The organism is Streptomyces sp. NPDC110618 (genome assembly GCF_055657065.1).
In genome coordinates this window covers 86,655-111,488 of the sequence record NZ_JBVKBN010000001.1, presented here as the reverse complement: position 1 = coordinate 111,488, position 24,834 = coordinate 86,655, and the positions used below count along the sequence as shown (strand labels likewise).

Annotated in this window: 21 protein-coding genes; 8 read left to right on the top strand and 13 right to left on the bottom strand. The window is 71.3% G+C overall.

What is annotated here, in order from left to right:
• Positions 1-155 precede the first annotated feature (155 nt).
• The 6 genes from ACZ7L7_RS00465 to ACZ7L7_RS00440 all read right to left on the bottom strand — a co-directional run bounded on the left by ACZ7L7_RS00465 (position 156) and on the right by ACZ7L7_RS00440 (position 4,258).
• Positions 156-1,535, bottom strand: coding sequence for an 8-oxoguanine deaminase (locus tag ACZ7L7_RS00465; RefSeq protein ID WP_285512963.1), 1,380 nt, complete (start codon positions 1,533-1,535; stop codon positions 156-158).
• 120 nt (positions 1,536-1,655) lie between these two features.
• Positions 1,656-2,579: a factor-independent urate hydroxylase gene (gene pucL, locus ACZ7L7_RS00460; RefSeq protein WP_285512964.1), complete on the bottom strand. Its 924-nt coding sequence runs from the start codon at positions 2,577-2,579 to the stop codon at positions 1,656-1,658.
• Positions 2,580-2,583: 4 nt separating this feature from the next.
• A complete protein-coding gene (gene uraH / locus ACZ7L7_RS00455; protein WP_250750869.1) occupies positions 2,584-2,979 on the bottom strand; it encodes a hydroxyisourate hydrolase in 396 nt (131 codons plus the stop codon).
• 4 nt (positions 2,980-2,983) lie between these two features.
• On the bottom strand, positions 2,984-3,493 hold the full coding sequence (gene uraD / locus ACZ7L7_RS00450; RefSeq protein ID WP_285512965.1) for a 2-oxo-4-hydroxy-4-carboxy-5-ureidoimidazoline decarboxylase: 510 nt from the start codon (positions 3,491-3,493) through the stop codon (positions 2,984-2,986).
• A 154-nt stretch (positions 3,494-3,647) separates the two neighbouring features.
• Entirely contained in the window at positions 3,648-4,007 is a 360-nt protein-coding gene (locus tag ACZ7L7_RS00445; protein ID WP_285512966.1) for a helix-turn-helix domain-containing protein, read from the bottom strand.
• Positions 4,007-4,258, bottom strand: a complete 252-nt coding sequence (locus ACZ7L7_RS00440; RefSeq protein WP_285512967.1) for a thiamine-binding protein — start codon at positions 4,256-4,258, stop codon at positions 4,007-4,009. The genes ACZ7L7_RS00445 and ACZ7L7_RS00440 overlap by 1 nt, the downstream gene beginning before the upstream one ends.
• Before the next feature lie 133 nt (positions 4,259-4,391).
• Here ACZ7L7_RS00440 and ACZ7L7_RS00435 point away from each other — a divergent pair, with 133 nt between their 5' ends.
• From ACZ7L7_RS00435 to ACZ7L7_RS00420, 4 genes are all read left to right on the top strand, one after another.
• A complete protein-coding gene (locus ACZ7L7_RS00435) occupies positions 4,392-5,213 on the top strand; it encodes a TIM barrel protein (protein WP_261719802.1) in 822 nt (273 codons plus the stop codon).
• A 28-nt stretch (positions 5,214-5,241) separates the two neighbouring features.
• Positions 5,242-6,135 (top strand): 2-hydroxy-3-oxopropionate reductase, encoded by an 894-nt coding sequence (locus ACZ7L7_RS00430; protein ID WP_472074284.1) that lies wholly within the window; start codon positions 5,242-5,244, stop codon positions 6,133-6,135.
• A gap of 176 nt (positions 6,136-6,311) precedes the next feature.
• Positions 6,312-7,769, top strand: coding sequence for a catalase (locus ACZ7L7_RS00425; RefSeq protein ID WP_472074283.1), 1,458 nt, complete (start codon positions 6,312-6,314; stop codon positions 7,767-7,769).
• 284 nt (positions 7,770-8,053) lie between these two features.
• A complete protein-coding gene (locus tag ACZ7L7_RS00420) occupies positions 8,054-8,299 on the top strand; it encodes a hypothetical protein (protein ID WP_285512971.1) in 246 nt (81 codons plus the stop codon).
• 342 nt (positions 8,300-8,641) lie between these two features.
• On the opposite strand, the gene gcl is transcribed toward ACZ7L7_RS00420, so the two are convergent.
• Complete coding sequence (gcl, locus tag ACZ7L7_RS00415) at positions 8,642-10,426, bottom strand: glyoxylate carboligase (protein WP_472074282.1); 1,785 nt, start codon at positions 10,424-10,426, stop codon at positions 8,642-8,644.
• Positions 10,427-10,595: 169 nt separating this feature from the next.
• Here gcl and ACZ7L7_RS00410 point away from each other — a divergent pair, with 169 nt between their 5' ends.
• Positions 10,596-11,285, top strand: coding sequence for a hypothetical protein (locus ACZ7L7_RS00410; protein WP_453609352.1), 690 nt, complete (start codon positions 10,596-10,598; stop codon positions 11,283-11,285).
• 78 nt (positions 11,286-11,363) lie between these two features.
• Here ACZ7L7_RS00410 and ACZ7L7_RS00405 read toward each other — a convergent pair whose 3' ends face one another.
• The 5 genes from ACZ7L7_RS00405 to ACZ7L7_RS00385 form a co-directional block, all read right to left on the bottom strand.
• Positions 11,364-12,443 (bottom strand): lytic polysaccharide monooxygenase auxiliary activity family 9 protein, encoded by a 1,080-nt coding sequence (locus tag ACZ7L7_RS00405; protein WP_453608892.1) that lies wholly within the window; start codon positions 12,441-12,443, stop codon positions 11,364-11,366.
• Positions 12,444-12,552: 109 nt separating this feature from the next.
• Positions 12,553-13,689, bottom strand: coding sequence for a glycoside hydrolase family 12 protein (locus ACZ7L7_RS00400; RefSeq protein WP_285512975.1), 1,137 nt, complete (start codon positions 13,687-13,689; stop codon positions 12,553-12,555).
• 267 nt (positions 13,690-13,956) lie between these two features.
• Positions 13,957-14,991 (bottom strand): LacI family DNA-binding transcriptional regulator, encoded by a 1,035-nt coding sequence (locus ACZ7L7_RS00395; protein ID WP_285512976.1) that lies wholly within the window; start codon positions 14,989-14,991, stop codon positions 13,957-13,959.
• A gap of 75 nt (positions 14,992-15,066) precedes the next feature.
• On the bottom strand, positions 15,067-16,656 hold the full coding sequence (locus ACZ7L7_RS00390; protein WP_285512977.1) for an AMP-binding protein: 1,590 nt from the start codon (positions 16,654-16,656) through the stop codon (positions 15,067-15,069).
• Positions 16,653-18,320, bottom strand: a complete 1,668-nt coding sequence (locus ACZ7L7_RS00385; RefSeq protein WP_471430186.1) for an AMP-binding protein — start codon at positions 18,318-18,320, stop codon at positions 16,653-16,655. Before ACZ7L7_RS00385 ends, ACZ7L7_RS00390 begins: the two co-directional genes overlap by 4 nt.
• A gap of 115 nt (positions 18,321-18,435) precedes the next feature.
• Here ACZ7L7_RS00385 and ACZ7L7_RS00380 point away from each other — a divergent pair, with 115 nt between their 5' ends.
• From ACZ7L7_RS00380 to ACZ7L7_RS00370, 3 genes are all read left to right on the top strand, one after another.
• Positions 18,436-19,266: a response regulator transcription factor gene (locus tag ACZ7L7_RS00380; protein ID WP_472074281.1), complete on the top strand. Its 831-nt coding sequence runs from the start codon at positions 18,436-18,438 to the stop codon at positions 19,264-19,266.
• 193 nt (positions 19,267-19,459) lie between these two features.
• Positions 19,460-22,270: an ATP-binding protein gene (locus ACZ7L7_RS00375; protein ID WP_285512981.1), complete on the top strand. Its 2,811-nt coding sequence runs from the start codon at positions 19,460-19,462 to the stop codon at positions 22,268-22,270.
• 301 nt (positions 22,271-22,571) lie between these two features.
• Positions 22,572-23,366: a S1 family peptidase gene (locus tag ACZ7L7_RS00370; protein WP_285512982.1), complete on the top strand. Its 795-nt coding sequence runs from the start codon at positions 22,572-22,574 to the stop codon at positions 23,364-23,366.
• A gap of 95 nt (positions 23,367-23,461) precedes the next feature.
• On the opposite strand, the gene ACZ7L7_RS00365 is transcribed toward ACZ7L7_RS00370, so the two are convergent.
• Positions 23,462-24,565: a winged helix DNA-binding domain-containing protein gene (locus ACZ7L7_RS00365; protein WP_285512983.1), complete on the bottom strand. Its 1,104-nt coding sequence runs from the start codon at positions 24,563-24,565 to the stop codon at positions 23,462-23,464.
• Between the last annotated feature and the right edge of the window lie 269 nt (positions 24,566-24,834).

The window sequence follows — 24,834 nt, the reverse complement described above, 5'->3', positions numbered from 1 at the left end:
TGGTGCGCGGTCGTGCGGGACCGGTACAGAGGGGACGGTGACCGTTCCGGGGCGCGCACGTCCATGCGCGCCCCGGACACGGCCGCCATGGACCCCGCTGGGGTCCACGGCCACCGGCCGAGAGCCGTCCCTCTCAGCCGGGGGTCTTCATCTGCTCATCCCTGCGCGGCGATCCGTGCCAGCCGCTGCGCCTGCTCCCGCGTGGAGCGGGCGACGGCGTCCTCGTCGACGGTGAGCAGCCGGTTGTCGGCCACGATCTGCCGGCCGTTCACGAAGGACGCGGTGACCGGGGCGGCCGCCCCGAAGACCAGCGCGGTGACCGGGTCGGCGATGGAGGCGTGGGCGAGGGTGTCCATCTTCCACAGCACCAGGTCGGCGAGCTTGCCGGGCTCCAGCGAGCCGATCTCGGCGGCGCGGCCGAGGACCTGGGCGCCGCCTTGGGTGCCGAGGCGCAGCGCCTGGCGGGCGTTGAGGGCGGCCTCGCGGTGGGCGCCGAGGCGGTTGATGAGGAGGGCGTTGCGCAGTTCGGTGTGGAGTTCGCCGGACTCGTTGGAGGCGGTGCCGTCCACGCCCAGGCCGACGGGGACTCCGGCTGCGAGCATGTCGGGCACGCGGGCGATACCGGCGGCGAGGCGGGCGTTGGAGGAGGGGCAGTGGGCGACGCCGGTCTTCGTACGGGCGAAGGCGGCGATGTCGGAGTCGTTCATGTGGACGCAGTGCGCCATCCACACGTCCTCACCGAGCCAGCCGGTGGACTCGAAGTAGTCGGTCGGGCCCATGCCGAACAGTTCGTGGCAGAACTTCTCCTCCTCCACGGTCTCCGAGCCGTGGGTGTGCAGCCGCACCCCGAGGCGGCGGGCCAACTCGGCTCCCTGCTTGAGCAGTTCGGTGGAGACGGAGAAGGGCGAGCAGGGGGCGACGGCGACCTGGGTCATGGCGTCGAAGGAGGCGTCGTGGTGCTCCTCGACGGTGGCCTCGGTGGCGGCGAGGGCGCCCTCCAGGGTCTCCACGGCGAAGTCCGGGGGCAGTCCGCCGTCCTTCTCGCTGCGGTCCATCGAGCCGCGGGCGAGGGTGAAGCGGACGCCCATTTCGCGGGCGGCGCGGATAATGGAGCCGGACAGGTCGCCGGAGCCGTGCGGGAAGACGTAGTGGTGGTCCATGGCGGTGGTGACGCCGCCGCGGGCCATCATGGCGAGCGAGCCCTGGGCCGCCGAGTAGGTCATCTCCTCGTCGATGCGGGCCCAGGTCGGGTAGAGGGCGACCAGCCAGTTGAAGAGGTTGTGGTCGGTGGCCAGGCCCCGGGTGATCCACTGGTAGAAGTGGTGGTGGGTGTTGACCAGACCGGGGGTCACGAGGTGGCCGGTGGCGTCGACGCGCCGTACGACGTTCTCCAGGCCCTCGGGGGCCCGGCCGGCACCGAGCGACTCGATGCGGTTGCCGTTGATGACGACGTGACCGGAGGCGTATTCGGTGTCGTGGGCGTCGACGGTGGCGATCGCACAGTTCTCGATGACGATGCGCTGGTCTGCTGCCATGGTTCGTCCTTTGCGCTTTTGTGGAGAGGGCACGGCAGGACCCTGGAGATTTGAGTGCCGCGGCCGGGTTCCGTACGACCCGGCCGCGGGTGCCGAGATGGAGTTGAGGGCTACAACTGCCTACAGGTTGGTCAGATCCACCGGGATCCGCGCCTCGCAGCCGTCCCGCAGGACGGTGGCCTCGATCAGGCCGTAGGGGCGGTCGGCGGCGAAGTAGACCTCGTTGTCGTTCTTCAGCCCGAACGGCTCCAGGTCCACCAGGAAGTGGTGCTTGTTCGGGAGCGAGAAGCGGACCTCGTCGATCTCGCTGCGGTTGTTGATGATGCGCGCGCCCATCTGGTACAGCGTCTGCTGCAGGGAGAGCGAGTAGGTCTCGGCGAAGGCCTGGAGCATGTGCTTCCTGACCTGCTCGTAGGACTTCTCCCAGTTGGGCATCTTCTGCTCGTCGTCGGTCCAGTTGAACCGCCAGCGGCTCGCCACCTGGGTCGCCAGGATGCGGTCGTACGCCTCCTTGAGGGTGGTGTACTTGTCCTTGACGTAGCCCCAGAACTCGGAGTTGGTCGAGTTCATCACGACCAGGTCCTTCAGGCCCGAGATCACCTCCCACTTCTCACCGTCGAAGGTGATCTGGGTGAGGCGGGTCTCCTGGCCCTTGCGGACGAAGGAGTGCTTGACCTCGTCGGCGCCGATGAACTTGGAGTTGGCGTCGGAGGTCTCAATCCGCTCCCAGGCGTACTCCTCGATGCGGATACGGGCCTGGTGGATCGGCTCCTGGCTGGTGACGAAGTGGCGGGCGAGGTGGATGCCGAACTGCTCGGCGGACTCGATGCCGTACTCCTTGGCGAACGCGTACACCGTGTTCTTGGTGGTGTCGGTCGGCAGGACGTGGGCGTTGGAGCCGGAGTAGTGGACCTCGTCCATGTCGCCGCTGAGGGCGACGGACACATTGAGGTCCTTGATGTGGTGGGTGGCGCCGTCCCGCGTGATCTTGACGACTCGGTTCTCGGCCTTGCCGTACTGGTTCTGTCCCAGAATGGTGGGCATCTAGCTAGCTCCCTCGGTATACGGAGTAGCCGAACGGGTTGAGCAGCAGCGGTACGTGGTAGTGCTCGCCCGGGACGACGGCGAACGTGATCGCCACCTCCGGGAAGAACACCGCGCTTCCGCTGTCCCGATTCGCGGGGGCGTCCTGCTGCGCATCGGCTTGCTTCTTCTCGAAGTACGGCTCCACGGCGAAGTCGAGCCGTACGTGGGTGGTCCCCTCCGGCAGGGCGGGGAGGTCCTTGCACCGGCCGTCCGCGTCGGTGGCGGAGCCGCCGAGCGCCTGCCAGTCGGCGTCGCGCCCGGCGCGGGCGGCGAGCTGGACGGCGACGCCCTCGGCGGGGCGGCCGACGGAGGTGTCCAGGATGTGTGTGGACACGGAGGCGGTGGTGCTGGTGCTCATGGGGTCAGGCTTCCTCTTCGACGAGCCGGGCCAGTCGGATGCGATTGATCTTGCCCAGCTCGGTGCGGACGATCTCGCGTTCCTGCTCCGGCGAGTTGCCGATCCGTTCCTTGACCGCGTCGCGCATCTGCTCCCCGGTGCGCCCGGTGGCGCAGATGAGGAAGACATGGCCGAACTTCTCCTGGTAGGCCAGGTTGAGTTCGAGCATCTCGGCCTTGAGCTCCTCGGAGGCGCCGGCCATGCCGCGCTGCTCGCGGGCCGAGGTGGGGTCGCCGGGCTTGGGGCGGCCGATCGGCGGGTGACCGGCCATCGCCTCCTGGAGGTCCGCCGCGGTCAGGTCGGCCATGGCGGCGTCGCTGGCGGCGTAGAGGTCCTCGGGGGAGGCGTACGGGCGGGCGGCGAGCAGCCGCTCGGCCCAGGTCCGGGAGGTGCACGCCTCGTGCAGTTCGGCGAGGGCCTCTTGCTGCTCCAGGGCGTTGAACCGGATCAGGCCCGGCGTGGATGTGGACGTCACGGGAGCCTCCGTGGCCTTGTGCTGAACGGGCTGCCGATAGCTAACGCCCTGCGCGACACCCCAGTCAACACTTTGTTGAAAATTCCGGGTGACAAAACCCGGCGGCGGCCCCCGAGTGCGGCTCAGCCCTCCTTCCCCGGTCCAGGCAGTCGGGTCAGCTCTCCTTCTCGCGGTTCAGGTAGTTGTAGACGGTGAACCGGCTGACGCCGAGGGCGCCGGCCACGGTCTCCACGCCGTGCCGTACGGAGAAGGCGCCGCGCGCCTCAAGTATCCGTACGACCTCCTGCTTGGCCTTGCGGTCGAGGTCGGCGAGCGGCTTGCCCTTCTTGCGCTCCATGGCGGCCAGGATGTGGTCCAGGGAGTCCGCGAGCTGCGGCAGCCGTACGGCGACCACGTCGGCGCCCTCCCAGGAGAGCACGACGTCGTCCGGGCCCGCCTCGTCCGGCGGGAGCATCTCCCCGCCCATGGCGTCGACCAGCGGTTTCACGGCCGTGATGAAGGGCTCGTCGTTCATCACTCACCCTCCTCGTCGACCACGTTGACCTGGAGGGAGACCCGGGTGGCGCCGGACTCCAGGGTCTGCCGCAGCAGCGCATCCACGGCCGTGAGCACGGCGTCGGCGCTGCCCTCCGCCGTGTTCCCGAACGGGCCGACGTCCACCGCGTCCAGCTCGGCCGACTCGATCACCCGGCGGGCGACGACCGCGTGCGCGGGCGCCTCGTCGAGGTCGAAGGGCTCGGTCGTGAATTCCACTCTCAGTCGCACGCGCTCAACCTAACGCGCCCCGGCCCGTTAAGCCGAGCCCTCTTGACAAGCCCGGACACCGGCCTGCAATCTTCCAGTACGCAGAAATTAACTTCCGCAATACGGAATCTCGACACGGAAGGGAGCGCCGGCGATGGGATTCGCAGAGCAGCGCTTCAACGTCAACCTGTCGATCCTCTTCACGGAACTCCCGCTCCTGGAGCGCCCCGCGGCCGCCGCGGCGGCCGGCTTCACCGCGGTCGAGCTGTGGTGGCCCTGGATCGACACCCCCACCCCCGAGCGGTCCGAGCTGGACGCCCTGAGGAAGGCCGTCGAGGACGCCGGGGTCCAGCTCACGGGTCTGAACTTCTACGCCGGGCAGCTCCCCGGCCCCGACCGCGGCGCCCTGTCGCTGCCGGGCGAGGAGTCGGAGCGGTTCCGCGCGAACATCGATGTGGCCGCCGACCTCGCCGAGTCGCTGGGCTGCAAGGCGCTCAACGCCCTGTACGGCAACCGCGTCGAGGGCGTGGACCCGGCCGAGCAGGACGCGCTGGCACTGGAGAACCTGGTCCTGGCCGCGCGCGCCGCCGACCGGATCGGCGCGGTACTGCTGATCGAGGCGCTGAACAAGCCGGAGTCGCCGCTGTACCCGCTGGTCAGCGCGGCCGCCGCGGTGGGCATCGTGGACAAGGTCAACCAGGCCACCGGGCTGGACAACGCCCGCTTCCTGATGGACCTCTACCACCTGTCCATGAACGGCGAGGACCTCCCGGCGGTGATCGAGCAGTACGCGGCGAGGACCGGGCACGTCCAGATCGCCGACAACCCCGGCCGGGGCGCCCCGGGCACCGGTGCGCTGCCCCTCGAAGACCTCCTCGACCAGCTCGCGAAGGCGGGTTACGACGGCTGGGTCGGACTTGAGTACAAGCCGGGCGACCGCCCGAGCGCCGAGTCCTTCGACTGGCTGCGCCGCTGACCGCCCCTACCGAAAGGCACACACCCTCATGAGCAGCACCCTTCCCAAGATCGCCTGGATCGGTCTCGGCATCATGGGCTCCCCCATGTCCGAGAACCTGATCAAGGCGGGTTACGACGTCACCGGCTTCACGCTGGAGCAGGAGAAGCTGGACCGGCTGGCCAAGGCCGGCGGCGCGGCGGCCTCCTCGATCGCCGAGGCCGTCAAGGACGCCGACGTCGTCATCACCATGGTTCCGGCCTCCCCGCAGGTCGAGGCCATCGCCTACGGCCCCGACGGCATCCTGGCCAACGCCCGCCCCGGCACGCTGCTGATCGACATGTCCTCGATCACCCCGCAGACCTCCGTCGACCTGGCGAAGGCCGCCAAGGACAAGGGCGTCCGCGTCCTGGACGCTCCCGTGTCCGGCGGTGAGGCAGGTGCCATAGAGGCCGTACTGTCGATCATGGTCGGCGGTGAGCAGGCCGACTTCGACGAGGCGCTGCCGATCTTCCAGGCGCTCGGCAAGACCATCGTGCTCTGCGGTCCGCACGGCTCCGGCCAGACCGTGAAGGCCGCCAACCAGCTGATCGTCGCCGTCAACATCCAGGCGTGCGCCGAGGCCGTGGTCTTCCTGGAGAAGTCCGGCGTGGACCTGAAGGCCGCGCTCGACGTGCTCAACGGCGGCCTGGCGGGCTCGACCGTACTGACGCGCAAGAAGGACAACTTCCTCCAGCGCGACTTCAAGCCGGGCTTCCGGATCGACCTGCACCACAAGGACATGGGCATCGTGACCGACGCCGCCCGCAACGTCGGCGCCGCGCTGCCCGTCGGTGCCGTGGTCGCCCAGCTCGTCGCCTCGCTGCGCGCCCAGGGCGACGGCGGCCTCGACCACTCCGCGCTGCTGCGCGCGGTCGAGCGCCTCTCCGGCGCGCAGGCCTGACGGCCGCAACTCCCAAGCCTCCGGGCGGCGTCGCCGCTGACACCTGTCCTGTCGCGCCCAGGCGGTGGCGTCGCCCGGAATCCACTTCAACAAACTGTTGACGTTCGGATTGCCCCAAACCTAGGCTCCATCAAGCGGAAAGAGTTTTCCGCTGACTCCCGCATGGAAGGTCCCCGATGTCGAAGCGCGTGCTCACGACCGAGTCCGGCGCCCCGGTCGCCGACAACCAGAACTCCGCCTCCGCCGGCGTCGGCGGCCCGCTCCTGCTCCAGGACCAGCACCTCCTGGAGAAGCTCGCCCGGTTCAACCGTGAGCGCATCCCGGAGCGCGTGGTGCACGCCCGCGGCAGCGGCGCCTACGGCCACTTCGAGGTGACCGACGACGTCACCGGCTTCACCCACGCCGACTTCCTGAACACCGTCGGCAAGCGCACCGAGGTGTTCGTGCGCTTCTCCACCGTGGCCGACAGCCTCGGCGGCGCGGACGCGGTCCGCGACCCGCGCGGCTTCGCGGTCAAGTTCTATACGGCGGAGGGCAATTACGACCTCGTCGGGAACAACACCCCGGTGTTCTTCATCAAGGACCCGATCAAGTTCCCCGACTTCATCCACTCGCAGAAGCGCGACCCCTTCACGGGCCGTCAGGAGCCGGACAACGTCTGGGACTTCTGGGCCCACGCCCCCGAGGCCACGCACCAGGTGACCTGGCTGATGGGCGACCGCGGCATCCCGGCCTCGTACCGGCACATGAACGGCTACGGCTCGCACACCTACCAGTGGACCAACGCCGACGGAGAGGCCTTCTTCGTCAAGTACCACTTCAAGACCAACCAGGGCATCCGCTGCCTGAGCAGTGAGCAGGCCGCCGAGGTCGCGGGCAAGGACCCGGCCTCGCACCAGACGGACCTGCTCCAGGCCATCGAGCGGGGCGTGCACCCGTCCTGGACGCTGTACGTGCAGGTGATGCCGGCGGCCGAGGCGGCGGACTACCGCTTCAACCCCTTCGACCTGACCAAGGTGTGGCCGCACAAGGACTACCCGCTCCAGCGCGTGGGCCGGCTGGTGCTGGACCGCAACCCGGACAACGTCTTCGCCGAGGTCGAGCAGGCCGCGTTCTCCCCGAACAACTTCGTCCCCGGCATCGGCCCCTCCCCCGACAAGATGCTCCAGGGCCGCCTGTTCGCCTACGCCGACGCGCACCGCTACCGCCTGGGCGTCAACCACACCCAGCTCGCGGTGAACGCCCCGAGGGCGACCACCGCGCAGAACTACGGCCGGGACGGCTTCATGGCGTCCAACTCCCAGGGCCGGTACGCCAAGAACTACGAGCCGAACTCCTACGACGGCCCCGTCGAGACCGGCCGCCCGCTGTCCGCCCCGCTCGCCGTGTCCGGCTGGACCGGCACGCACGAGGCCCCGCAGCACACCAAGGACGACGACTTCTACCAGGCCGGCGAGCTGTACCGGCTGATGTCGGCCGAGGAGAAGTCCCGGCTGGTCGCCAACATCGCCGGAAGCCTGTCCCAGGTCTCCCGCGACGACGTGATCGAGAAGATCCTGGCCCACTTCCACGCCGCCGACCCGGAGTACGGCAAGCGCGTGGAGGAGGCGGTCCGCGCCCTGCGCGAGGACTGAGAGGCTCCCTGACCGCGTCCGTAGCAGCCGTGAGACCCGGATGAGGGGTGGTCGACCGGCGGACGGGCGCGGGACAGGGTGAGGACCGCGGCGGCAGGCGAGCCAGTGCGGTGGTGAAGGAACGGACACCGCTCTCGACCAGAGGGAGGGGTGCCTCCGGCTCCGTCGTCGCCGCCGCGGTCCCGAAACACCGAGCAGCGCCGGACACGGACGGTCCCGTGTCCGGCGCTGCTCCCTTGTGTGCCCGGGGTGCGCGCGGGTGCCGTGCGCAGGAGCCTGGAGACATGGCACAACCGACGCGGCATCCGCACATCGTGGTCCACTCCCCTGCCCTGGACGGCTCCCGCCGGGTCACCGCGGGGGACGAGACCCTGGGCGTCGCCACGCACGCCGACGACGTGGCCGAGTTCCTGCGACTGGCCGACCTGTACGTCACCGACGTCGCGGAGAGCGACCTGATCGAATGGCAGGGCGGCGGCCCCGACGACTGGCCGGGTCTCTCGGAGCACCACGGGTCCCCCGGCCCCTGACCCGCGTACACCGCCGTCCGTACGCCGTCTACGCAATCCTCAAATCAACCTCTGAACCCGCGCCCGGGGGCTTCAACCGCCCCCGGGCGCGGGCACATTCTCCTCATCAGGGGCCCGCCGGCACGGGGGCGGCGGGCCCCAGGAGGCCCACCCGGTCAGGGGTGTCCGGGGCCGGGCGGAGCACAACGGGGGCGACCCGAGACCCGCCGGACGGGGGTGTGCGGCGGGTCTCGGGCCGAACCGGGGGCCACGGCTGCGGAGCCGGGCCCCGCGCACGACGAAGAGGGGCAGCTCACCCCCCCGGATGAGCTGCCCCTGAGTGTCGCGTCGGTGTCTACCGGATCAGACCTTCAGCGTCCTGACCGCCGTCGGCGCGTGCGCCGGTTCCGTCGCCAGTTCCTCGAACTCCACGACATTGCTGATGTCGTTGGTCGTCGACATCGAGATGTTGGTGACGCGCTCCAGGATCGCCTCCACGACGACCGGCACCTGGAACTGCGCGGCGAGCTTCTTGGCCTCCTCGAAGGCGGCGCCGAGTTCGGCCGGGTCGGTCACCCGGATCGCCTTGCAGCCGAGGCCCTCGGCGACCTTGACGTGGTCCACGCCGTAGACGCCCAGCTCGGGCGAGTTGATGTTCTCGAACTCCAGCTTGACCTGGAAGTCGATGTCGAAGGCCCGCTGCGCCTGGCGGATCAGGCCCAGGTAGGAGTTGTTCACCAGGACATGGACGTACGGGATCCTGTGCTGCGCGCCGACCGCCAGCTCCTCGATCATGAACTGGAAGTCGTAGTCCCCGGACAGGGCGACGACCTGCGCCTCCGGGTCGGCCTTGGCGACGCCGAGCGCGGCCGGGACGGTCCAGCCGAGGGGGCCCGCCTGGCCGCAGTTGATCCAGTGCCGGGGCCGGTAGACGTGCAGCATCTGGGCGCCGGCGATCTGCGAGAGGCCGATGGTGGAGACGTACCGGGTCTCGGGGCCGAAGGCCTTGTTCATCTCCTCGTAGACGCGCTGCGGCTTGATGGGGACGTTGTCGAAGTGCGTACGGCGCTGGAGGCGCGCCTTGCGCTCCTGCGCGGACGCCGCCCAGGCGGAGCGGTCGGGGAGCTTCCCGGCGCCCTTCAGCTCCTTGGCGACCTCGACGAAGAGTTCCAGGGCCGCCTTGGCGTCGGAGGCGATGCCGTAGTCGGGGGCGAAGATCTTGCCGATCTGGGTGGGTTCGATGTCGACGTGGACGAACGTCCGGCCCGCCGTGTAGACGTCCAGCTTGCCGGTGTGGCGGTTGGCCCAGCGGTTGCCGATGCCCAGGACGAAGTCGGACTCCAGGAAGGTCGCGTTGCCGTAGCGGTGCGAGGTCTGCAGGCCCACCATGCCGGCGTTCAGTTCGTGGTCGTCGGGCAACAGGCCCCAGCCCATGAGGGTGGGAACGACCGGGGTACCGGTCAACTCGGCGAACTCCACGAGCAGTTCGGCGGCGTCGGCGTTGATGATGCCGCCGCCCGCGACGATCAGCGGGCGCTCGGCGGCGTTCAGCATGCCGATCGCCTTCTCGATCTGGGCGCGGGTCGCGGCGGGCTTGTAGACCGGGAGCGGCTCGTACGTCTCCGGGTCGAACTCGATCTCGGTGAGCTGGATGTCGATCGGCAGGTCGATCAGGACCGGGCCGGGGCGGCCGGAGCGCATCAGGTGGAAGGCCTGCTGGAAGACGCCGGGGACCTGGGCGGCCTCCAGGACGGTCACGGCCATCTTGGTGACCGGCTTGGCGATCGAGGCGATGTCGACGGCCTGGAAGTCCTCTTTGTGGATCACGGCGGTCGGTGCCTGGCCGGTGATGCACAGGATCGGGATGGAGTCGCCGGTCGCGGAGTACAGGCCGGTGATCATGTCGGTGCCGGCCGGGCCCGAGGTGCCGATGCACACGCCGATGTTGCCCGGGTGGGTGCGGGTGTAGCCCTCGGCCATGTGCGAGGCGCCCTCGACGTGCCGGGCGAGGGTGTGCTGGATGCCGCCGGACGCCTTGAGCGCGGCGTAGAAGGGGTTGATCGCCGCGCCGGGCACGCCGAACGCGTTGCTGACGCCCTCGCGCTTGAGGATCTCAACTGCCGCGCGGGCAGCGGTCATTCGAGCCATGTCGAGTACTCCTGCTTCGGCTGTCGGATTCGCACTCCCGTCGCGCCCCGTCGGTTGAGCTCTTCCGTATAGCGGAAATTAGTTTCTACTATTTGGAAGCAATGTAGGCGGCGGCACGAAGGCAGTCAAGAGACGGACAAGCGGGGGACACCTGCGGAACCATGGGGGCATGCCCGAGAGCGTGGCGGTGTGCTGCCCGGCCTGCGGACGTGAGCATCAGTACGCGGCGCCGTCGTACCCGTGCGCCTGCGGCGCCCCCGTCACCCCGCCGCTGGACCGCTCCGGGACACCCACCGCCGTGGTCCACCGGGCGTGGGCGGAGGAGTGGGTGACGGTGTCCTGCGCCGCCTGCGGGCGCCGGGGCCAGTGGCCGCACCCGGAGCTGGGCTGCCCGTGCGGGACGGTGGTCCGTATTCCCGTGGCGGGCGCGCGGTCAGAACCGGACGGCGCCGAGCCGCCGGCCTCCCCGCCCCGTCGCCGCCGTGTCTTCCAGCCGGTCACCATCCGCACGGCGCGCGACGCGGTCACCGCGGCCGCCCTGTACCTGCGCTGGCTCGGGTACCGCGACATCCGCCGCGCCGACCAGCGCCCACCCTCAGGCATCGGCCTGGCCGCCCGCGGTCTGCTGGCCCAGGTCGACCCGACCGTGCGCCCGGCCGCCGCACGGGACGTGGAGTGCCTGTGGCTGACGGCCATGACGGAGTCGGCCCTCTGCGCCTACTTCTCCCTCGCCGGCTTCTCCCCGGAGGCCCGCGCCCGCGCCGACGCCCTGGGCGTCCCGCTCTTCGTCCTGGACCTCACGGGCACGCCCCAGCCGGTCAACAGCCACGCGGACGCCCTGGACGCCACGGCGGACTGACCCCGGCGCACACACGACCGCGCCGACCCCCTCTCCACGGGGGGTCGGCGCGGCCCGGAGCTGCGTCATCCGCTGGGGCTAGGGATTGACACAGCCGATCGTGCCGACCGGGAAGTTGTTGCCGGTCGAGGTGGCGGTGAAGCCGAAGGTCACGCTGCCGTCGGCGGGAATCGTGGCGTTGTAGTCGGCGTTGCGGACGGTCACCGTGCCGTCCGTGCCCGCACTCAGCCTGCCGTTCCAGACGCTGTTGATGGTCGTGCCGGTGCCCGGCTGCCAGCGCACCGCCCAGCCGCTGCGGGCCGTGGTGCCGTGGTTCATCACCTCGACGGAACCCTGGAAACCGCCGTTCCAGGAGCTGGTGACCGAGTACACGGCCATGCACTCCCCGGTGTGCGGGTCGGTCGGGTCCGGGGTGGGCGTCGGGTCCGGGTCGCCGCCGTCGTCGCCGATACCGGTCACCTCGCCGTTACCGCCGTCGAAGACGATGTCGGAGCAGGAGAAGAAGTTCTCCGGGCTGTCCGAGCGCACCCACTGGATGAACAGCACCGCGTCCCCGGAGCGGCCCGAGGGCAGTTGCAGGTCCCAGTAGTAGTGGCCGGACTCGCTGCCCACCGAGCCGGACTGCGGCGGGTTGGTCACCGTCTGGACCAACTCCAGGTCGTTCCAGCCCAGTTCGGTGGAGGGCGAGTAGCCGGGCTTGGAGACATAGACCCGGAAGTCACCCGGGTGCGCGGCCCAGTTGCTGTACTTGACCCGGATCGTGGCACCCGAGGTCAGATGGGTGCGGGGCCAGTCGGAGCGGGCGGCGTTGTAACCGGTGAAGTTGTACGGTGACTTGTCCCCCGCGCTGCACAGCTTGCCATCGGGTACGTAACCGGCGCCCCGGCCCGCCGCGTTGGAGTCGAGCACGGCGAACCAGTTGTACAGCGCGGTCGCCCCGCTCTCGGCGAGCGCGGCCTTGCAGGCGGGGTTGGACGGGTCGAGGGCGCCGTTCGCGGTCTTGGCGTCCAGATAGCAGAGGTAGGTCCGCGATCCGGGCATCATCGCCACGCCGTGCGCCTGGGCGTTGCCCTGCCCGAGCAGGGCCAGGCCCAGTCCGCTCAGCAGCGTGGCCAGGACCGCCGCCCAGGAGAGCAGGCGGTTTCTGCGTCGTGCCATGTGGGGTTCTCCTGTCGGTCGTCGAACTGTCCGCTGTGGAACCCCCGCCGGTCCGGGGCCGGCTGCGCGCCGGACCGGCGGAGGAGTGTGGGGGCGGGTGCCGCGCGAATCAGGCGACGGTGCAGGCGCTGCCGTTCAGGGTGAAGGCGGTCGGCTCGGCGAAGGAGCCGCCGTAGGTGCCCTGGAAGCCGAAGTTCTGGGTGCCGCCCGCGGCGATCCGGGTGTTGTGCGCGACGGGGCTCGCGACGACGGCACCGCTCGCGCCGGACAGGTTCGCGTTCCAGGAGCCGGTGATCCGCTGCCCGGAGGGCAGGGTGAAGCCGAGCTGCCAGCCGTCCAGGGCGGTCGAACCGGTGTTGCGGACCGTCACGTTGGCGGTGAAGCCGCCCTGCCAGACGGTCGGCTCGTAGGCCACCTCGCAGCCGGCCGACGGGTCCGGGTCACCGGGGCCGCCCGGGTCCGTGCCGTCGGTGTTCACCGTCGCGGAGAAGGAGTTCACCGCGAGCCCGGCGCCGTTCTGCCACGGCTCGAACCCGGCCTGAATGCTCGTCAGGTACCAGCCGGGCTGGGCGAGTCCGCGCGCGACGGCCTGGTCGACGAAGTCCATGACATCGAAGCTCCAGCTGCCGATCGCGGAGGGCGCGACGAAGGAGATCACGTCGTTGGAGCCGTTGGACCCGGTCCACACCTCCCAGCCGCGTCCGCCGACGGTGGCGGTGCCGACCTGCGAGCCGATCGGCTGGATCGGCCCGACCCGGTTGAACCAGATCATGATCTCGGTCCGGTTCACCCCGTCGGTGCGCGGCGTCGGGTCCAGCCAGATGTCGTACGAGGCGTTGTACACGGCGTCGGAGACGAAGCCGTAGGAGATGGAGCTGGGGGCGCTGGAGATGGCGCTGACCTGCGCGGGGAGGGTGGTGCCGGGGGAACAGTTGGTGTAGTGGCAGCCGTTGAAGACGGACGGGTACGACTTGGGGGCGCCGTTGGTGGGGACCGAGCCGTCGGCCTGGGTGACCCGGAAACCGTTGTCGGTGGCGGTGACGCACTGCTGGGCGCTGGTGCCCCAGCGGTTGTTCTGGACGACGTAGCGTCCCTGGATCACCGTCGTCCCGTACTGCTCGCAGATCAGGGTGTCGGCCTGGGCCGGGGGCACGGCGGCGACGAGTGCCGCGAGCGTGGCGAGGGCGGTGAGCAGGGCGCCGAGCAGCGCGCGGGCGGGGCGGAGGCGGTGCGGTGAGGATCGCATGCGGGGGGCCTCTCTGCGGGAACCGGATTCGACAGGGGGAAGTACTGCTGGGGTCATCGGGAGCGCTCCCACTTGCCCACGTATGGGAGCGCTCCCACCCCACCGGTTTCGGTGGCGACTGTAGGAGCGCCACATGTCCCTGACAACCCTGTGCGCGTCAATCCGTCGAAGTGTTTTCGAAGCCCCAGGTCACAACTTGATCGTCAACACCCTTGTGGACAACGAGAGTTGGGAGCGCTCCCGATCTTGAACGCGCAAGCCCCCGCCTCAGGCGGACGCCCGCACCACCAACCGCGTCCGCAGCACCACATGGCGCCAGGCGACCTCCGGCTGCTCGCCGTCGGTGAGTTCGTCCAGCAGCAGCCGGACCATCGTGCGGCCGAGTTCCTCCAGCGGCTGGCGGACGGTGGTCAGCGGCGGGTCGGTGTGCTGGGCGAGCTGGAAGTCGTCGAAGCCGATGACCGCCACGTCCTCGGGCACCCGGCGCCCCGCCGCGCGCAGCACGGCCAGCGCCCCGGCGGCCATGGTGTCGGAGGCGGCGAACACGGCGTCCAACGACGGCTGCCGCAGCAGGAGTTCGGTCATCGCGCGCCGCCCGCTCGCCTCGGAGAAGTCCCCCTCGACGGTCAGCGACGGCTCCTCCGGCAGCCCCGCCTCGGCGAGCGCCTGCTGGTAGCCGCGCAGCCGGCACCGGGCGACGTACATGTCGAGCGGCCCGGTGATAGCGGCGATCGCGCGCCGCCCGCCGCGCACCAGGTGCTGCACGGCCTCCCGGGCGCCGCCCACGTTGTCCGCGTCGACATGGGTGACCCGCTCGTCGCCGGAGCGGCGGCCCAGCAGCACGGTGGGCAGGCCGGCGTCGGCGAGCATGTCCGGCAGCCGGTCGTCGGCGCGCACCGACATCAGCAGCACCCCGTCGACCCGGCCGCCGCGCGCGTACTCCACGAACCGCTGCCGCTCGGCGTCGGTGCGCACAAGGGTGAGCAGCAGTTGGACGTCGGTGTCGCTGAGGGCGTCGGAGACGGCGGTGACGGTCTCCGAGAAGAACGGTTCGCCGAACAGCCGCCAGTCCCGCTCGGTCATCACCAGCGCCACGGCGTCCGCGCGCCGTCCGGCGAGGGTGCGGGCCGCCAGGTTGGGCACGTAACCGAGTTCGGCCACCGCCTTCCGGACGGCGCGGCGGGTCGAATCCCTCACGCCCGGCTCGTTGTTGATGACGCGGGAGACGGTGCCCCTGCCGACCCCGGCGAGCGCCGCCACCTGCTCCAGCGTGGGCGCCGGACCGGGCCGCCGTTTCGCCATCTTCACCCCCAAGGGCGTCCGATCATACGGGGAGAGCTCGCCCCGTGTTCCCCCGGACCGGACGCCCTCGGCGGGTCAGCCCCCGTAGCGTGACCGCAGCTCCACCTTGCGCACCTTGCCCGAGACCGTCATCGGGAAGGCGTCGAGGAGTTGGAGGCGGCTGGGGATCTTGTAGTGGGCGAGCCTGCCGTCGCAGAAGGCGCGCAGTTCCTCCAGGGTGAGCGGGTCGGCGCCGTCGCGCGGGATGACGCAGGCGAGCACCTCCTCGCCGTACCGCTCGTGCGGGACGCCGACGACCTGCACGTCGGCGATCTTCGGGTGGGCGTACAGGAACTCCTCGATCTCGCGCGGGTAGATGTTCTCGCCGCCCCGGATGATCATGTCCTTGATCCGGCCGACGATCTCGACGTACCCGTCCTCGCGCATCACCGCCAGGTCGCCGGTGTGCATCCAGCGGGCGGGGTCGACGGACTCGGCGGTCTTCTCCGGCTCGTCCCAGTAGCCGAGCATCACGCTGTACCCGCGCGTGCACAACTCCCCCGCCGTGCCGCGCGGTTGGGTGACCCCGGTGACCGGGTCGACGATCTTCACCTCGATGTGCGGCAGGACGCGGCCGACGGTGCCGGTGCGGTGTTCGAGATCGTCGTCGCGCCGGGTCTGGGTGGAGACCGGCGAGGTCTCCGTCATGCCGTAGCAGATGGACACCTCGGCCATGTTCATCTCGCTGACCACCCGCTTCATCACCTCCACCGGGCAGGGCGAGCCCGCCATGATGCCGGTGCGCAGCGAGGAGAGGTCGTAGTCGGCGAAGTCGGGCAGGTTCAGCTCGGCGATGAACATGGTGGGCACGCCGTACAGCGAGGTGCAGCGCTCGCGTTGGACCGCCTCCAGGGTGGCGCGGGGCTCGAAGGACGGGGCCGGGATGACGATGCAGGCGCCGTGCGAGGTGGCCGCGAGGTTTCCCATCACCATGCCGAAGCAGTGGTAGAAGGGCACCGGCAGGCACACCCGGTCCTGCTCGCTGTAGGCGATCAACTCCCCCACGAAATAGCCGTTGTTGAGGATGTTGTGGTGGGAGAGCGTGGCGCCCTTGGGGAAGCCGGTGGTGCCCGAGGTGTACTGGATGTTGACCGGGTCGTCGCAGGACAGGTCGTCGGGCAGCTCGGCCGGGACGGCGCGGGCGAGCAGCGCGTCCCAGCTCGGGTCGTCGAAGAACACCGCCTCGCGCAGGGCGGGGCAGTTGGGGCGGACCTCGTCCACCATGGCCCGGTAGTCACTGGTCTTGTGCCCGAGCGAGGCGAACAGCAGGGAGATCCCGGCCTGTTTGAGGACGTACTCGACCTCGTGGGTGCGGTACGCCGGGTTGATGTTCACCATGATGGCGCCGATCCGCGCGGTGGCGTACTGCACGAGCACCCACTCGGCGCAGTTGACCGCCCAGATCCCGACCCGGTCGCCCTTGGAGACCCCGGCAGCGAGCAGCGCGTACGCCAGCTCGTCCACGTCGGCCAGGAGTCGCGCGTAGGTCCAGCGCCGCCCGGAGGGCACGTCGACCAGGGCCTCCCGGTCGGGCCAAGTGGCGGCCGTGCGGGCGAGGTTGTCGCCGATGGTGTCGCCGAGGAGCGGGGTGTCGCCGGTTCCGTGCGCGTACGACAGTGCGGTCACCGGAAGTCCTCCTCGCGGTACTCGGCGTCCGAGCCGGCCGCCGTGGCCTCACGCAGTTCGATCCGGCGGATCTTGCCGGAGACGGTCTTGGGCAGCGGCGCGAACTCCAGCCTGCGCACCCGCTTGTAGGGGGCGAGGACTTCGCGGGAGTGCTCGAAGAGCACCTTCGCGGTGTCCGGGCCCGGCTCCCAGCCCTCGGCCAGCACGATGTACGCCTTGGGCACGGCGAGCCGCAGCTCGTCCGGTGCGGGCACGACCGCCGCCTCGGCGACCGCCTCGTGCTCCAGCAGGGCGCTCTCCAGCTCGAAGGGGCTGATCTTGTAGTCGGAGGCCTTGAAGACGTCGTCGCTGCGGCCCACGTAGGTGAGGTAGCCGTCCTCGTCACGGGAGGCGACGTCGCCGGTGCGGTAGTAGCCGCCCGCCATCGCCTCCGCCGTACGGTCGGCGTCGCCGTGGTAGCCGGTCATCAGGCCGACCGGGCGGGCGGAGAGGTCCAGCGCGATCTCGCCCTCGCTCGCGCCCGGCGCCCCGGAGACCGGGTCCAGCAGTTCTACGCGGTAGCCGGGGCTGGGGCGTCCCATGGAGCCGGTCTTCAGCGGCTGGCCGGGACTGTTGGAGACCTGCACGGCGGTCTCGGTCTGCCCGAAGCCGTCCCGGATGGTCACCCCCCAGGCCCGCCGCACCTGTTCGATGACCTCGGGGTTGAGCGGCTCGCCCGCCGCCACGGCCTCGCGCGGCGGGGTGCGCAGCGCGGAGAGGTCGGCCTGGATGAGCATGCGCCACACCGTCGGCGGGGCGCAGAACGTGGTGACGCCGGCGCGGTCCATTTCGGCCATCAGCCGGGCCGCGTCGAAGCGCGTGTAGTTGTGCAGGAAGACGGTCGCCTCGGCGTTCCACGGCGCGAACAGGTTCGACCAGGCGTGCTTGGCCCAGCCCGGCGAGGAGATGTTCAGGTGCACGTCGCCGGGTTTCAGACCGATCCAGTACATGGTGGCGAGATGCCCGACCGGGTACGACAGGTGGGTGTGCTCGACCAGCTTGGGGCGGGCGGTGGTGCCGGAGGTGAAGTAGAGCATCAGCGGGTCGTCGGAGCGGGTCGGCCCGTCCGGGGTGAAGCCGGGGGGTGCCGTGTAGGCGTCCTCGTACGGCAGCCAGCCCTCGGGGGCGCCGCCGACCGCGACGCGCGTGTAGTCGCCAGGCACCTCGTCGAACTTCCCGGTGTCCTCGGCCCGCACGATCACCTGCCGCACCCGTCCGCGCTCCACCCGGTCGCGCAGATCGGCGGGCCCGAGCAGCGGGGTGGCCGGGATGACCACCGCGCGCAGCTTCATCGCGGCCAGCGCGGTCTCCCACAGCTCGATCTGGTTGCCGAGCATCACCAGGATCCGGTGCTCGGCCTCCACTCCCCGCTCGCGCAGCCAGTTCGCGACCCGGTCGGAGCGCTCCGACAGCTCGGCGAAGGTCAGCCGCCGCTCGCTGCCGTCCTCCTCGACGATGTGCAGGGCGGTGCGGTCGTTGCCCTCGGCGATCACGTCGAACCAGTCCAGCGCCCAGTTGAAGCGCTCGGGCCGGGGCCACTGGAACCCCTCGTAGGCCGTGGCGTAGTCCTCGCGGTGCTCCAGCAGGAAGTCCCGTGCCCTGCGGAAGTCCTCGGTGGCCGTCATGTGTCCTCCTTGGTTCCGGACCATTGCCCGGCGGCTCCCTGCCATCGTGTAATCCGTGATGCAGGTCTCACTACCCCCGAATGGGGGTGACGCGCCGGACGGGAAGGGCAGGCAGGTGACGGCAGAGGGCGCCTCGGCGGAGATCCGGGCCGCGCTGGTGCGGCTGCGGCGCACGACCGGGCTGCCGGTCGCGTTCGGCGGTCTGGTGGAGAACGCGCGCCCGCTCATGCTGATCAGCGAGCTCAACGGCACCGCCACGCGCTCCCTGAGCCGTCTCGCGGTCACCGCGGGCACCGGTCTCGGCGGGCGGGCGGTCGCCCTGGCCCGGCCGTGCGCGGTCACCGACTATTCCTCCTCCCGGCAGATCAGCCACGAGTACGACTCCGCCGTGGAGGCGGAGGGGCTGCGCTCGGTCCTCGCGGTGCCGGTGGTGGTACGGCGCCGGGTCCGGGGTGTCTTGTACGGCGCCCTGCGCACCGCCCAGCCGCTCGGTGACCGCACGCTGTCCGCCGCCGTGGCCGCGGCGCGGGACGTGGAGCAGGCGCTGGTGGTGCGGGAGGCGGCGCGGGAGCTGCTGGACGTGGCGCGGCCGGATCCCTCGCCGGGAGCTGTTGAGGGTGCCGCCTGGGAGCAGGTGCGGGAGGCTCACGCGGCGCTGCGGGCGCTGGTGCCGCGGGTCTCGGACCCGGGGCTTCGGGACGAGCTGGAGTCGGTGTGCGGTCTCCTCACCGGTGAGGGGCGGGCGGTGTCGGTGTCCCTGGCGCCCCGGGAAGTGGATGTGCTGGCCTGTGTGGCCGCCGGGGCCACCAATGCGGCGGCTGCCGAGCGGCTGGGGGTGCGGGTGGAGACGGTGAAGGGGTATTTGCGGTCGGCCATGCGGAAGCTGGGGGCGCACACCCGGGGCGAGGCCGTGGTCGCCGCGCGGCGGGCGGGGGTGCTGCCGTAGCGCCCCGTGGGGTGCCTGTTGGCGTTGCTCGGCGAGTGCGACGCCGTTGTGGCTGGTCGCGCAGTTCCCCGCACCCGTGGCGCGCCGCAATTGCCATGCCCGGCGTCTGTAATTTGGCTCACTCGTCCGGCCCTCCGGAATTCAAAGAACCATTGCCTAATATTGGCCAGGACACGCCACACGGAGGGGAGCGGTGACCGTGCCACGGGACTTCAGGGAGCCTGCCAGATCCCGCTCCGACCTGGTCATCGGCAGGGACGAGCCGTTCGCCGCCGCGCGCGATCAGCTGTCCCGGGGCGGCAGTGTCCTGCTCCACGGGCCCGCCGGAATTGGAAAGTCGACCGTTCTGCGGGCATTGGCCGCCGAATACGGCACCGCGGTCCGGACCGTGTTGCGCTGCTCCGCCACCGAGTCCGAATCCCACCTTCCCTTCCTCGCCCTCGCCGACCTCCTCGGCCTGGTCCTGGACGAGGTGTGCGAGAAGCTGCCCGCCGCCCAGCGCACCGCCCTGGAATCCGCGCTCACCGGCCGCGGCGAGTCCACGCTCCAGCGCGACGGTCTCGCCCTGCGCCTCGCCGTCCTCTCCGCCCTGCGCGCCCTGGCCGCCGAGGGCCCCGTCCTGGTCGTCGCCGACGACCTGCAGTGGCTGGATCCGGCCAGTGCCGAACTCCTCGGCTTCGCCGCCCGCCGTCTCGGCGACACCCCGGTGCGGATGCTGTGCGCGGCCCGCACCGAGGACGAGGAGTACGACCGCCATCTGCGCGCCTCCCCGCCGGACACCCTCGCCCTCCGGCTCGGCCCGCTCTCCCGCACGCAAGTCGCCGACCTGCTCGACCACCGCGGCTACTCCGGTCTGCCCCGCACCACCGTCCGCGAGATCCACCGCACCAGCGGCGGCAACCCGCTCTTCGCCCTGGAGCTCGGCCGCGCGCTCGCCGAGAACCCCACCCCGCCCCGGCCCGGCGAACCGCTGCCGGTGCCGACCTCGCTGCGCGCGCTGGTCCTCAGCCGACTGGAGATGCTCTCCCCGGACGCCCGCCACACCCTCCTCGTGGCCAGCGCCGGCGCCCGGCCCACCCTGGCCACACTGAGCGCGGCGGGACGTACCGACGCCGAGGCGGAGACCGCGCACGCGGCGGCGCTCGGACTGCTGGCCACCGACTCGGAGGATCCGGCCGTACGGTTCGCGCATCCGCTGATCTCGGCCGCGCTGTACGCGGAGGCGTCCGCGCAGGAGCGGCGGGCCGCGCACGCCGCGCTGTCCAAGGCGGCCTCCGACCCCATCGAACGCGCCCGGCACCTGGCACTGGCCACCACCGGCACCGATCCGGAGGTGGCCGCCTCACTCGCGGAGGCCGCCGCCCTGGCCCGGGACCGGGGCGCGCCCTCGGTCGCCGCCTCCCTGGGCAGACTCGCCGCCCGGCACACCCCGGCCGAGGACGGCCCGCACGCGGTGCTGCTGCAGGCCGCCGAGGACGCCATCACCGCCGGTGAGCTGGACCTCGCCCGGGACATCGCCCGCGAGGTGCTGGCCGGGTCGACGGTGCCCGCAGAACGGGTGCGAGCCTGGATCGTGGTGATCGAGACCGCGGGCCACGCCATGTCCGAGGTGGACGCGGTCTTCCCGCAGGCCCTCGCCGACGCGGGCGACGACCCGAAACTGCTGGCCCGCATCCACTACCAGCTGGGCTGGCGGGCGCTGCTGGTGGACGGCGACTTCGACCCGGCCCGCGAGGAGACGGCGTACTCGGCGCAGCTCGCGGCGCGCGGCGGCGACCGGTACACCGAGCTGATGGCGCTCGCCTTCCAGGCGCAGATCGAGACCCTGATGGGCCACCCGGACGCGCCCGAGACCATCAAGCGGGCGCTGCGCGAGCCGCAGGACCCGCGGGTGGCCTGGCACCACAACGGCGCCGGGTACGCGCGGTTCCGCTGGCTGATGATGAGCGACCAGCTCGCCGAGGCGCGGGCCACCGTGACGGGGCTGCTGCGCGAGGTGCGGCGGCGCGGCTCGGTGGAGAGCGAGGTCCACTTCCTGCGCGGGCTCGCCGAGACCGAGCTGCGCACCGGCCACTGCGCCCGCGCCCTGGACCTGTCCCGGGAGAGCCTGCGGCTGGCCCGGGACACCGGGATCGGCGAGGTGGCCTCCGCGGTGCTGACCTCGTTCTCCGAGGCGGCGGGCGGTTCGCTGGACCGGGCGCTGGCGCTGGCCCGGGAGGCGCTGGACCACGCCGAGCAGGACGGCGACCAGATGTACGAGTCGCGTGCGCTGGCCGCGCTCGGGCACGCCCAGCTGGTGGCCGGGGACGCGCCCGCCGCGGTGACCTCGCTGCGCCGGGTGCGCGAGCTGGAGCAGGGGCTCGGCATCACCGACCCGGCGCGCGGGCGCTGGCACGGCGATCTCGCCGAGGCCCTGGTGCGGATCGGGGCGCTGGAGGAGGCGCAGGACGTCATCGACACGGCACGGGCCCGCGCGCTGCGCCTGGGCCGGGAGTCGGTGCTGGCGGTACTGGACCGCGCCGAGGCGCTGGTGCGCGCGGCGCGCGGTGAACGCGAGCCCGCGCTCGACCGGTTGACGTCCGTGCAGGACCGTTTGGCCAAGCTGGGCTACGGCCTGGAGGAGGCGCGCGCGGCGTTCGCGCTGGCGGCCCTGCGGACGCACCGGCCGGGGCCCACCTCGTACGACGAGGCGGCCCGGCTGTTCCGGCGGTGCCGGGCGCTGCCGTGGCTGGACCAGGTGGAGGCGGCGGCCACCGCGCCCCCGGTCGAACCGGTCCGCGCCGAGGCCCCGGCCGCGACCCTGGACGCGCTGGACTCGCTGGCCGCGATGGAGCGTCAGGTCGCGGCGCTGGTCATGGAGGGCGCGACCAACCGCGAGATAGCGGCGCGGCTGTTCATCAGCGTCAAGACGGTGGAGGCGACGCTGACCCGGGTCTACCGCAAGCTCGGGATCCGTTCGCGCGTCGACATCGTCAGACTGGCGGCGGGCCGTCCGGCCACCTGAGGCGCCGTCGGCTTACCGGCTGTCCCGCCAGCTGAGGCGCCGTCAGCTCGGCGGGCCGGCTCACCGGCCGTTCGGCAAGCACGGAACCGCGGATTCACCGGCACCGGGGGTTTGGCCGGGCCGACCGAGGGTTTTCCCTGCCCAACTCCCTTAGGGGGTTCCCCTCTTGGGAAGGGATCCGGTCCGGTTCTAGCGTATGCCTCGTGCCGCTCGCCGGGCATACGGGGGTCGGTCCCGCGACCCCCGTGCAAGACCCCCCACTTCCCGTGCGACCCCCCACCGGCAATTCCCCAGGAGACTCATGTTCGGGCTCACCCGTGCCAGGAAGACCGCGACCGTGCTCGCGGCAGGCGCCGCCGCCGCGGCCACCGCGCTGATCGGTCCCGCCCCCGCCGCCGTCGCGGCTCCGCAGCCCATCGTGGGCGGCTCGACGACCACGACGACCGCGTACCCGTTCATGATGCAGATCACCGACTCCGGGCAGAACCAGTTCTGCGGCGGCACCCTCGTCTCCCCGACGAAGGTCGTCACCGCGGCGCACTGCATGGTCGGCGAGACCACGAGCACCGTCCGGGTGGTGGGCGGCCGCACCTACCGCAACGGCACCAACGGCACCGTCAGCCGGGTGAGCAGGATCTGGATCCACCCGAGCTACACCGACGCCACCAACGGCGACGACGTGGCCGTACTGACCCTGTCGACGTCGATGCCGTACACCCCGGCGCCGTACGTCTCCTCGACCCAGACCGGCGTGTACGCGGCGGGCACCACCGCCCGCATCCTCGGCTGGGGCACGACCCGCTCGGGCGGCAGCTCCTCCAACCAGCTGCGCACGGCGACGGTGCCGATCGTCTCCAGCTCCAGCTGTGCGAATTCCTACGGCTCGGACTACATCGCGTCCGACATGGTCTGCGCCGGATACACCTCCGGCGGCGTTGACACCTGCCAGGGCGACAGCGGCGGTCCCCTGCTTGTCGGGGGCGTCCTGGCAGGGATCACTTCCTGGGGAGAGGGCTGCGCGGCGGCCGGCTACCCGGGCGTCTACACCCGGCTGACCACGTTCTCCAGCCTGGTCACGGCGCAGGTCAACTCCTGACCTGCGAAGACTCCTGAGTATCCCTCAGGTGACAAACCCGGGGGCGTTGCGGGCCTCCACGAGCGGCCCGCAACGCCCCCGATCCATGTCCGCCGTCAGGGCAGCACCTTCCCGAACCGGATGTCGTACGACGTCTCCGGGTGCATGACCTTGAGCATGTACTCCCCCTCCGCGACGACCTCGGCGCGCTGGGCCTTGGTGAGGTCCTGGAAGGGCTCGACGACCAGGGAGCCGTCGCTGATCAGCCAGACGCCCGCGAGGAAGCCGTCGACGAGGAGCGGGCAGAAGACGGTGTTCACCTGCCAGGTGCGGCCCTTGTTCGCGGGCGGCACCACGCGGGTGCGGTCCGCGTGCGAGAGCAGGAGGTTGTCGAACTCGGGCAGGAAGCGGGGCGGCGCCGGGGTCCCGGGGTCCGGGCGCGGGGCGTCGGGGAGGTCGAAGAGCTCGACGCCGTTCTCGTCGCGGAAGGTGACCAGGTCGGGGCGGAGCCGCTCGAAGGCGGGGCGGGTCCGGGTGAGCCCGCACCAGGTCTGGAAGTCCTTCACCGAGGCCGGGCCGAAGGCCGCGAGGTAGCGCAGCACGGTGGCGTCGAGGTCCGCGGCGGGCTCGGTGTCCCGCCCCAGCCAGTGCTCGGCGGTGGTGAGACACACCTGGCCGCTCTTGCCCCACACCCCGCGCGGGGTGATCTGCACCAGCGGCAGCTTGCAGCGGGCGGCGATCCCCAGGGCCTGCGGATCGGCGTCCGGCCACTCGGCGCCCAGGTGCTCGCGCAACTGCTTCATGGTGCGCGGCTCCTCCTCGACCAGGTCGCGGGCGAGGGCGGCGAGCCGGTCCAGGTCGACGCCGACGAGGCCCTTGCGGAAGATACCGATCTCCCGGTCCCGGGCGGGCTGCACGAGGGGACGCAGACCGAGGCTGTCGTCGGCGGTGTGCAGATGAATGGTGGACCTCATGGTGACGATCCGCACGGTCTCGCGCCGCTCCAGCGTCCCGGCCAGCTCCTCCGGCGTGAAGCCGTCGAGGCGGGCGGCGAGCGCGTAGTACGGCGGCTTGACCTCCTGCGCCTGAAGCCCGACCAGGTGCTCCACGGCCGCCCGCGCGGACATCGGGGTGCGGCGCAGCAGCAGTTGCCGGTCGAGGGTGGCTCGGTTGAGGGCGCGGGTGCCGAGAACGGGGCCTTGGGCGGTCGTCTTCGTCATGCTCCGCACGCTAGCGCCGATTGCGGACAGATACGGTCCGCGATCGAGCGAACCGCGTCCGCGGGGTTCGGTGTACGTGGGCGGCGAACCTCGGTCTCCGTCCGGCCTCCGGAATCGGCGCGACCGTCGGCGAGCCTCACGGCGACAGGCCGTGGCGTGCCGCGCACATGCCCGGCGCGCCACGCCCCAGACCGACCGCCGAGGGCCGTCGGGCGCGGCGAGCATCACCCCACCCCGCCCCCGAGAGCCCCGTATAGCCTGACGCGAGA

Excerpts from the sequence above, each read along its gene's own strand:
- uraH (WP_250750869.1), bottom strand. The coding sequence starts at position 2,979 with ATGAGCACCAGCACCACCGCCTCCGTGTCCACACACATCCTGGACACC.
- ACZ7L7_RS00400 (WP_285512975.1), bottom strand. The coding sequence starts at position 13,689 with ATGCGATCCTCACCGCACCGCCTCCGCCCCGCCCGCGCGCTGCTCGGC.
- gcl (WP_472074282.1), bottom strand. The coding sequence starts at position 10,426 with ATGGCTCGAATGACCGCTGCCCGCGCGGCAGTTGAGATCCTCAAGCGC.
- ACZ7L7_RS00365 (WP_285512983.1), bottom strand. The coding sequence starts at position 24,565 with ATGACGAAGACGACCGCCCAAGGCCCCGTTCTCGGCACCCGCGCCCTC.
- ACZ7L7_RS00395 (WP_285512976.1), bottom strand. The coding sequence starts at position 14,991 with ATGGCGAAACGGCGGCCCGGTCCGGCGCCCACGCTGGAGCAGGTGGCG.
- ACZ7L7_RS00385 (WP_471430186.1), bottom strand. The coding sequence starts at position 18,320 with ATGACGGCCACCGAGGACTTCCGCAGGGCACGGGACTTCCTGCTGGAG.
- ACZ7L7_RS00435 (WP_261719802.1), top strand. The coding sequence starts at position 4,392 with ATGGGATTCGCAGAGCAGCGCTTCAACGTCAACCTGTCGATCCTCTTC.
- ACZ7L7_RS00430 (WP_472074284.1), top strand. The coding sequence starts at position 5,242 with ATGAGCAGCACCCTTCCCAAGATCGCCTGGATCGGTCTCGGCATCATG.
- ACZ7L7_RS00410 (WP_453609352.1), top strand. The coding sequence starts at position 10,596 with ATGCCCGAGAGCGTGGCGGTGTGCTGCCCGGCCTGCGGACGTGAGCAT.
- ACZ7L7_RS00445 (WP_285512966.1), bottom strand. The coding sequence starts at position 4,007 with ATGAACGACGAGCCCTTCATCACGGCCGTGAAACCGCTGGTCGACGCC.
- ACZ7L7_RS00425 (WP_472074283.1), top strand. The coding sequence starts at position 6,312 with ATGTCGAAGCGCGTGCTCACGACCGAGTCCGGCGCCCCGGTCGCCGAC.
- ACZ7L7_RS00370 (WP_285512982.1), top strand. The coding sequence starts at position 22,572 with ATGTTCGGGCTCACCCGTGCCAGGAAGACCGCGACCGTGCTCGCGGCA.
- ACZ7L7_RS00420 (WP_285512971.1), top strand. The coding sequence starts at position 8,054 with ATGGCACAACCGACGCGGCATCCGCACATCGTGGTCCACTCCCCTGCC.
- ACZ7L7_RS00465 (WP_285512963.1), bottom strand. The coding sequence starts at position 1,535 with ATGGCAGCAGACCAGCGCATCGTCATCGAGAACTGTGCGATCGCCACC.
- ACZ7L7_RS00405 (WP_453608892.1), bottom strand. The coding sequence starts at position 12,443 with ATGGCACGACGCAGAAACCGCCTGCTCTCCTGGGCGGCGGTCCTGGCC.
- pucL (WP_285512964.1), bottom strand. The coding sequence starts at position 2,579 with ATGCCCACCATTCTGGGACAGAACCAGTACGGCAAGGCCGAGAACCGA.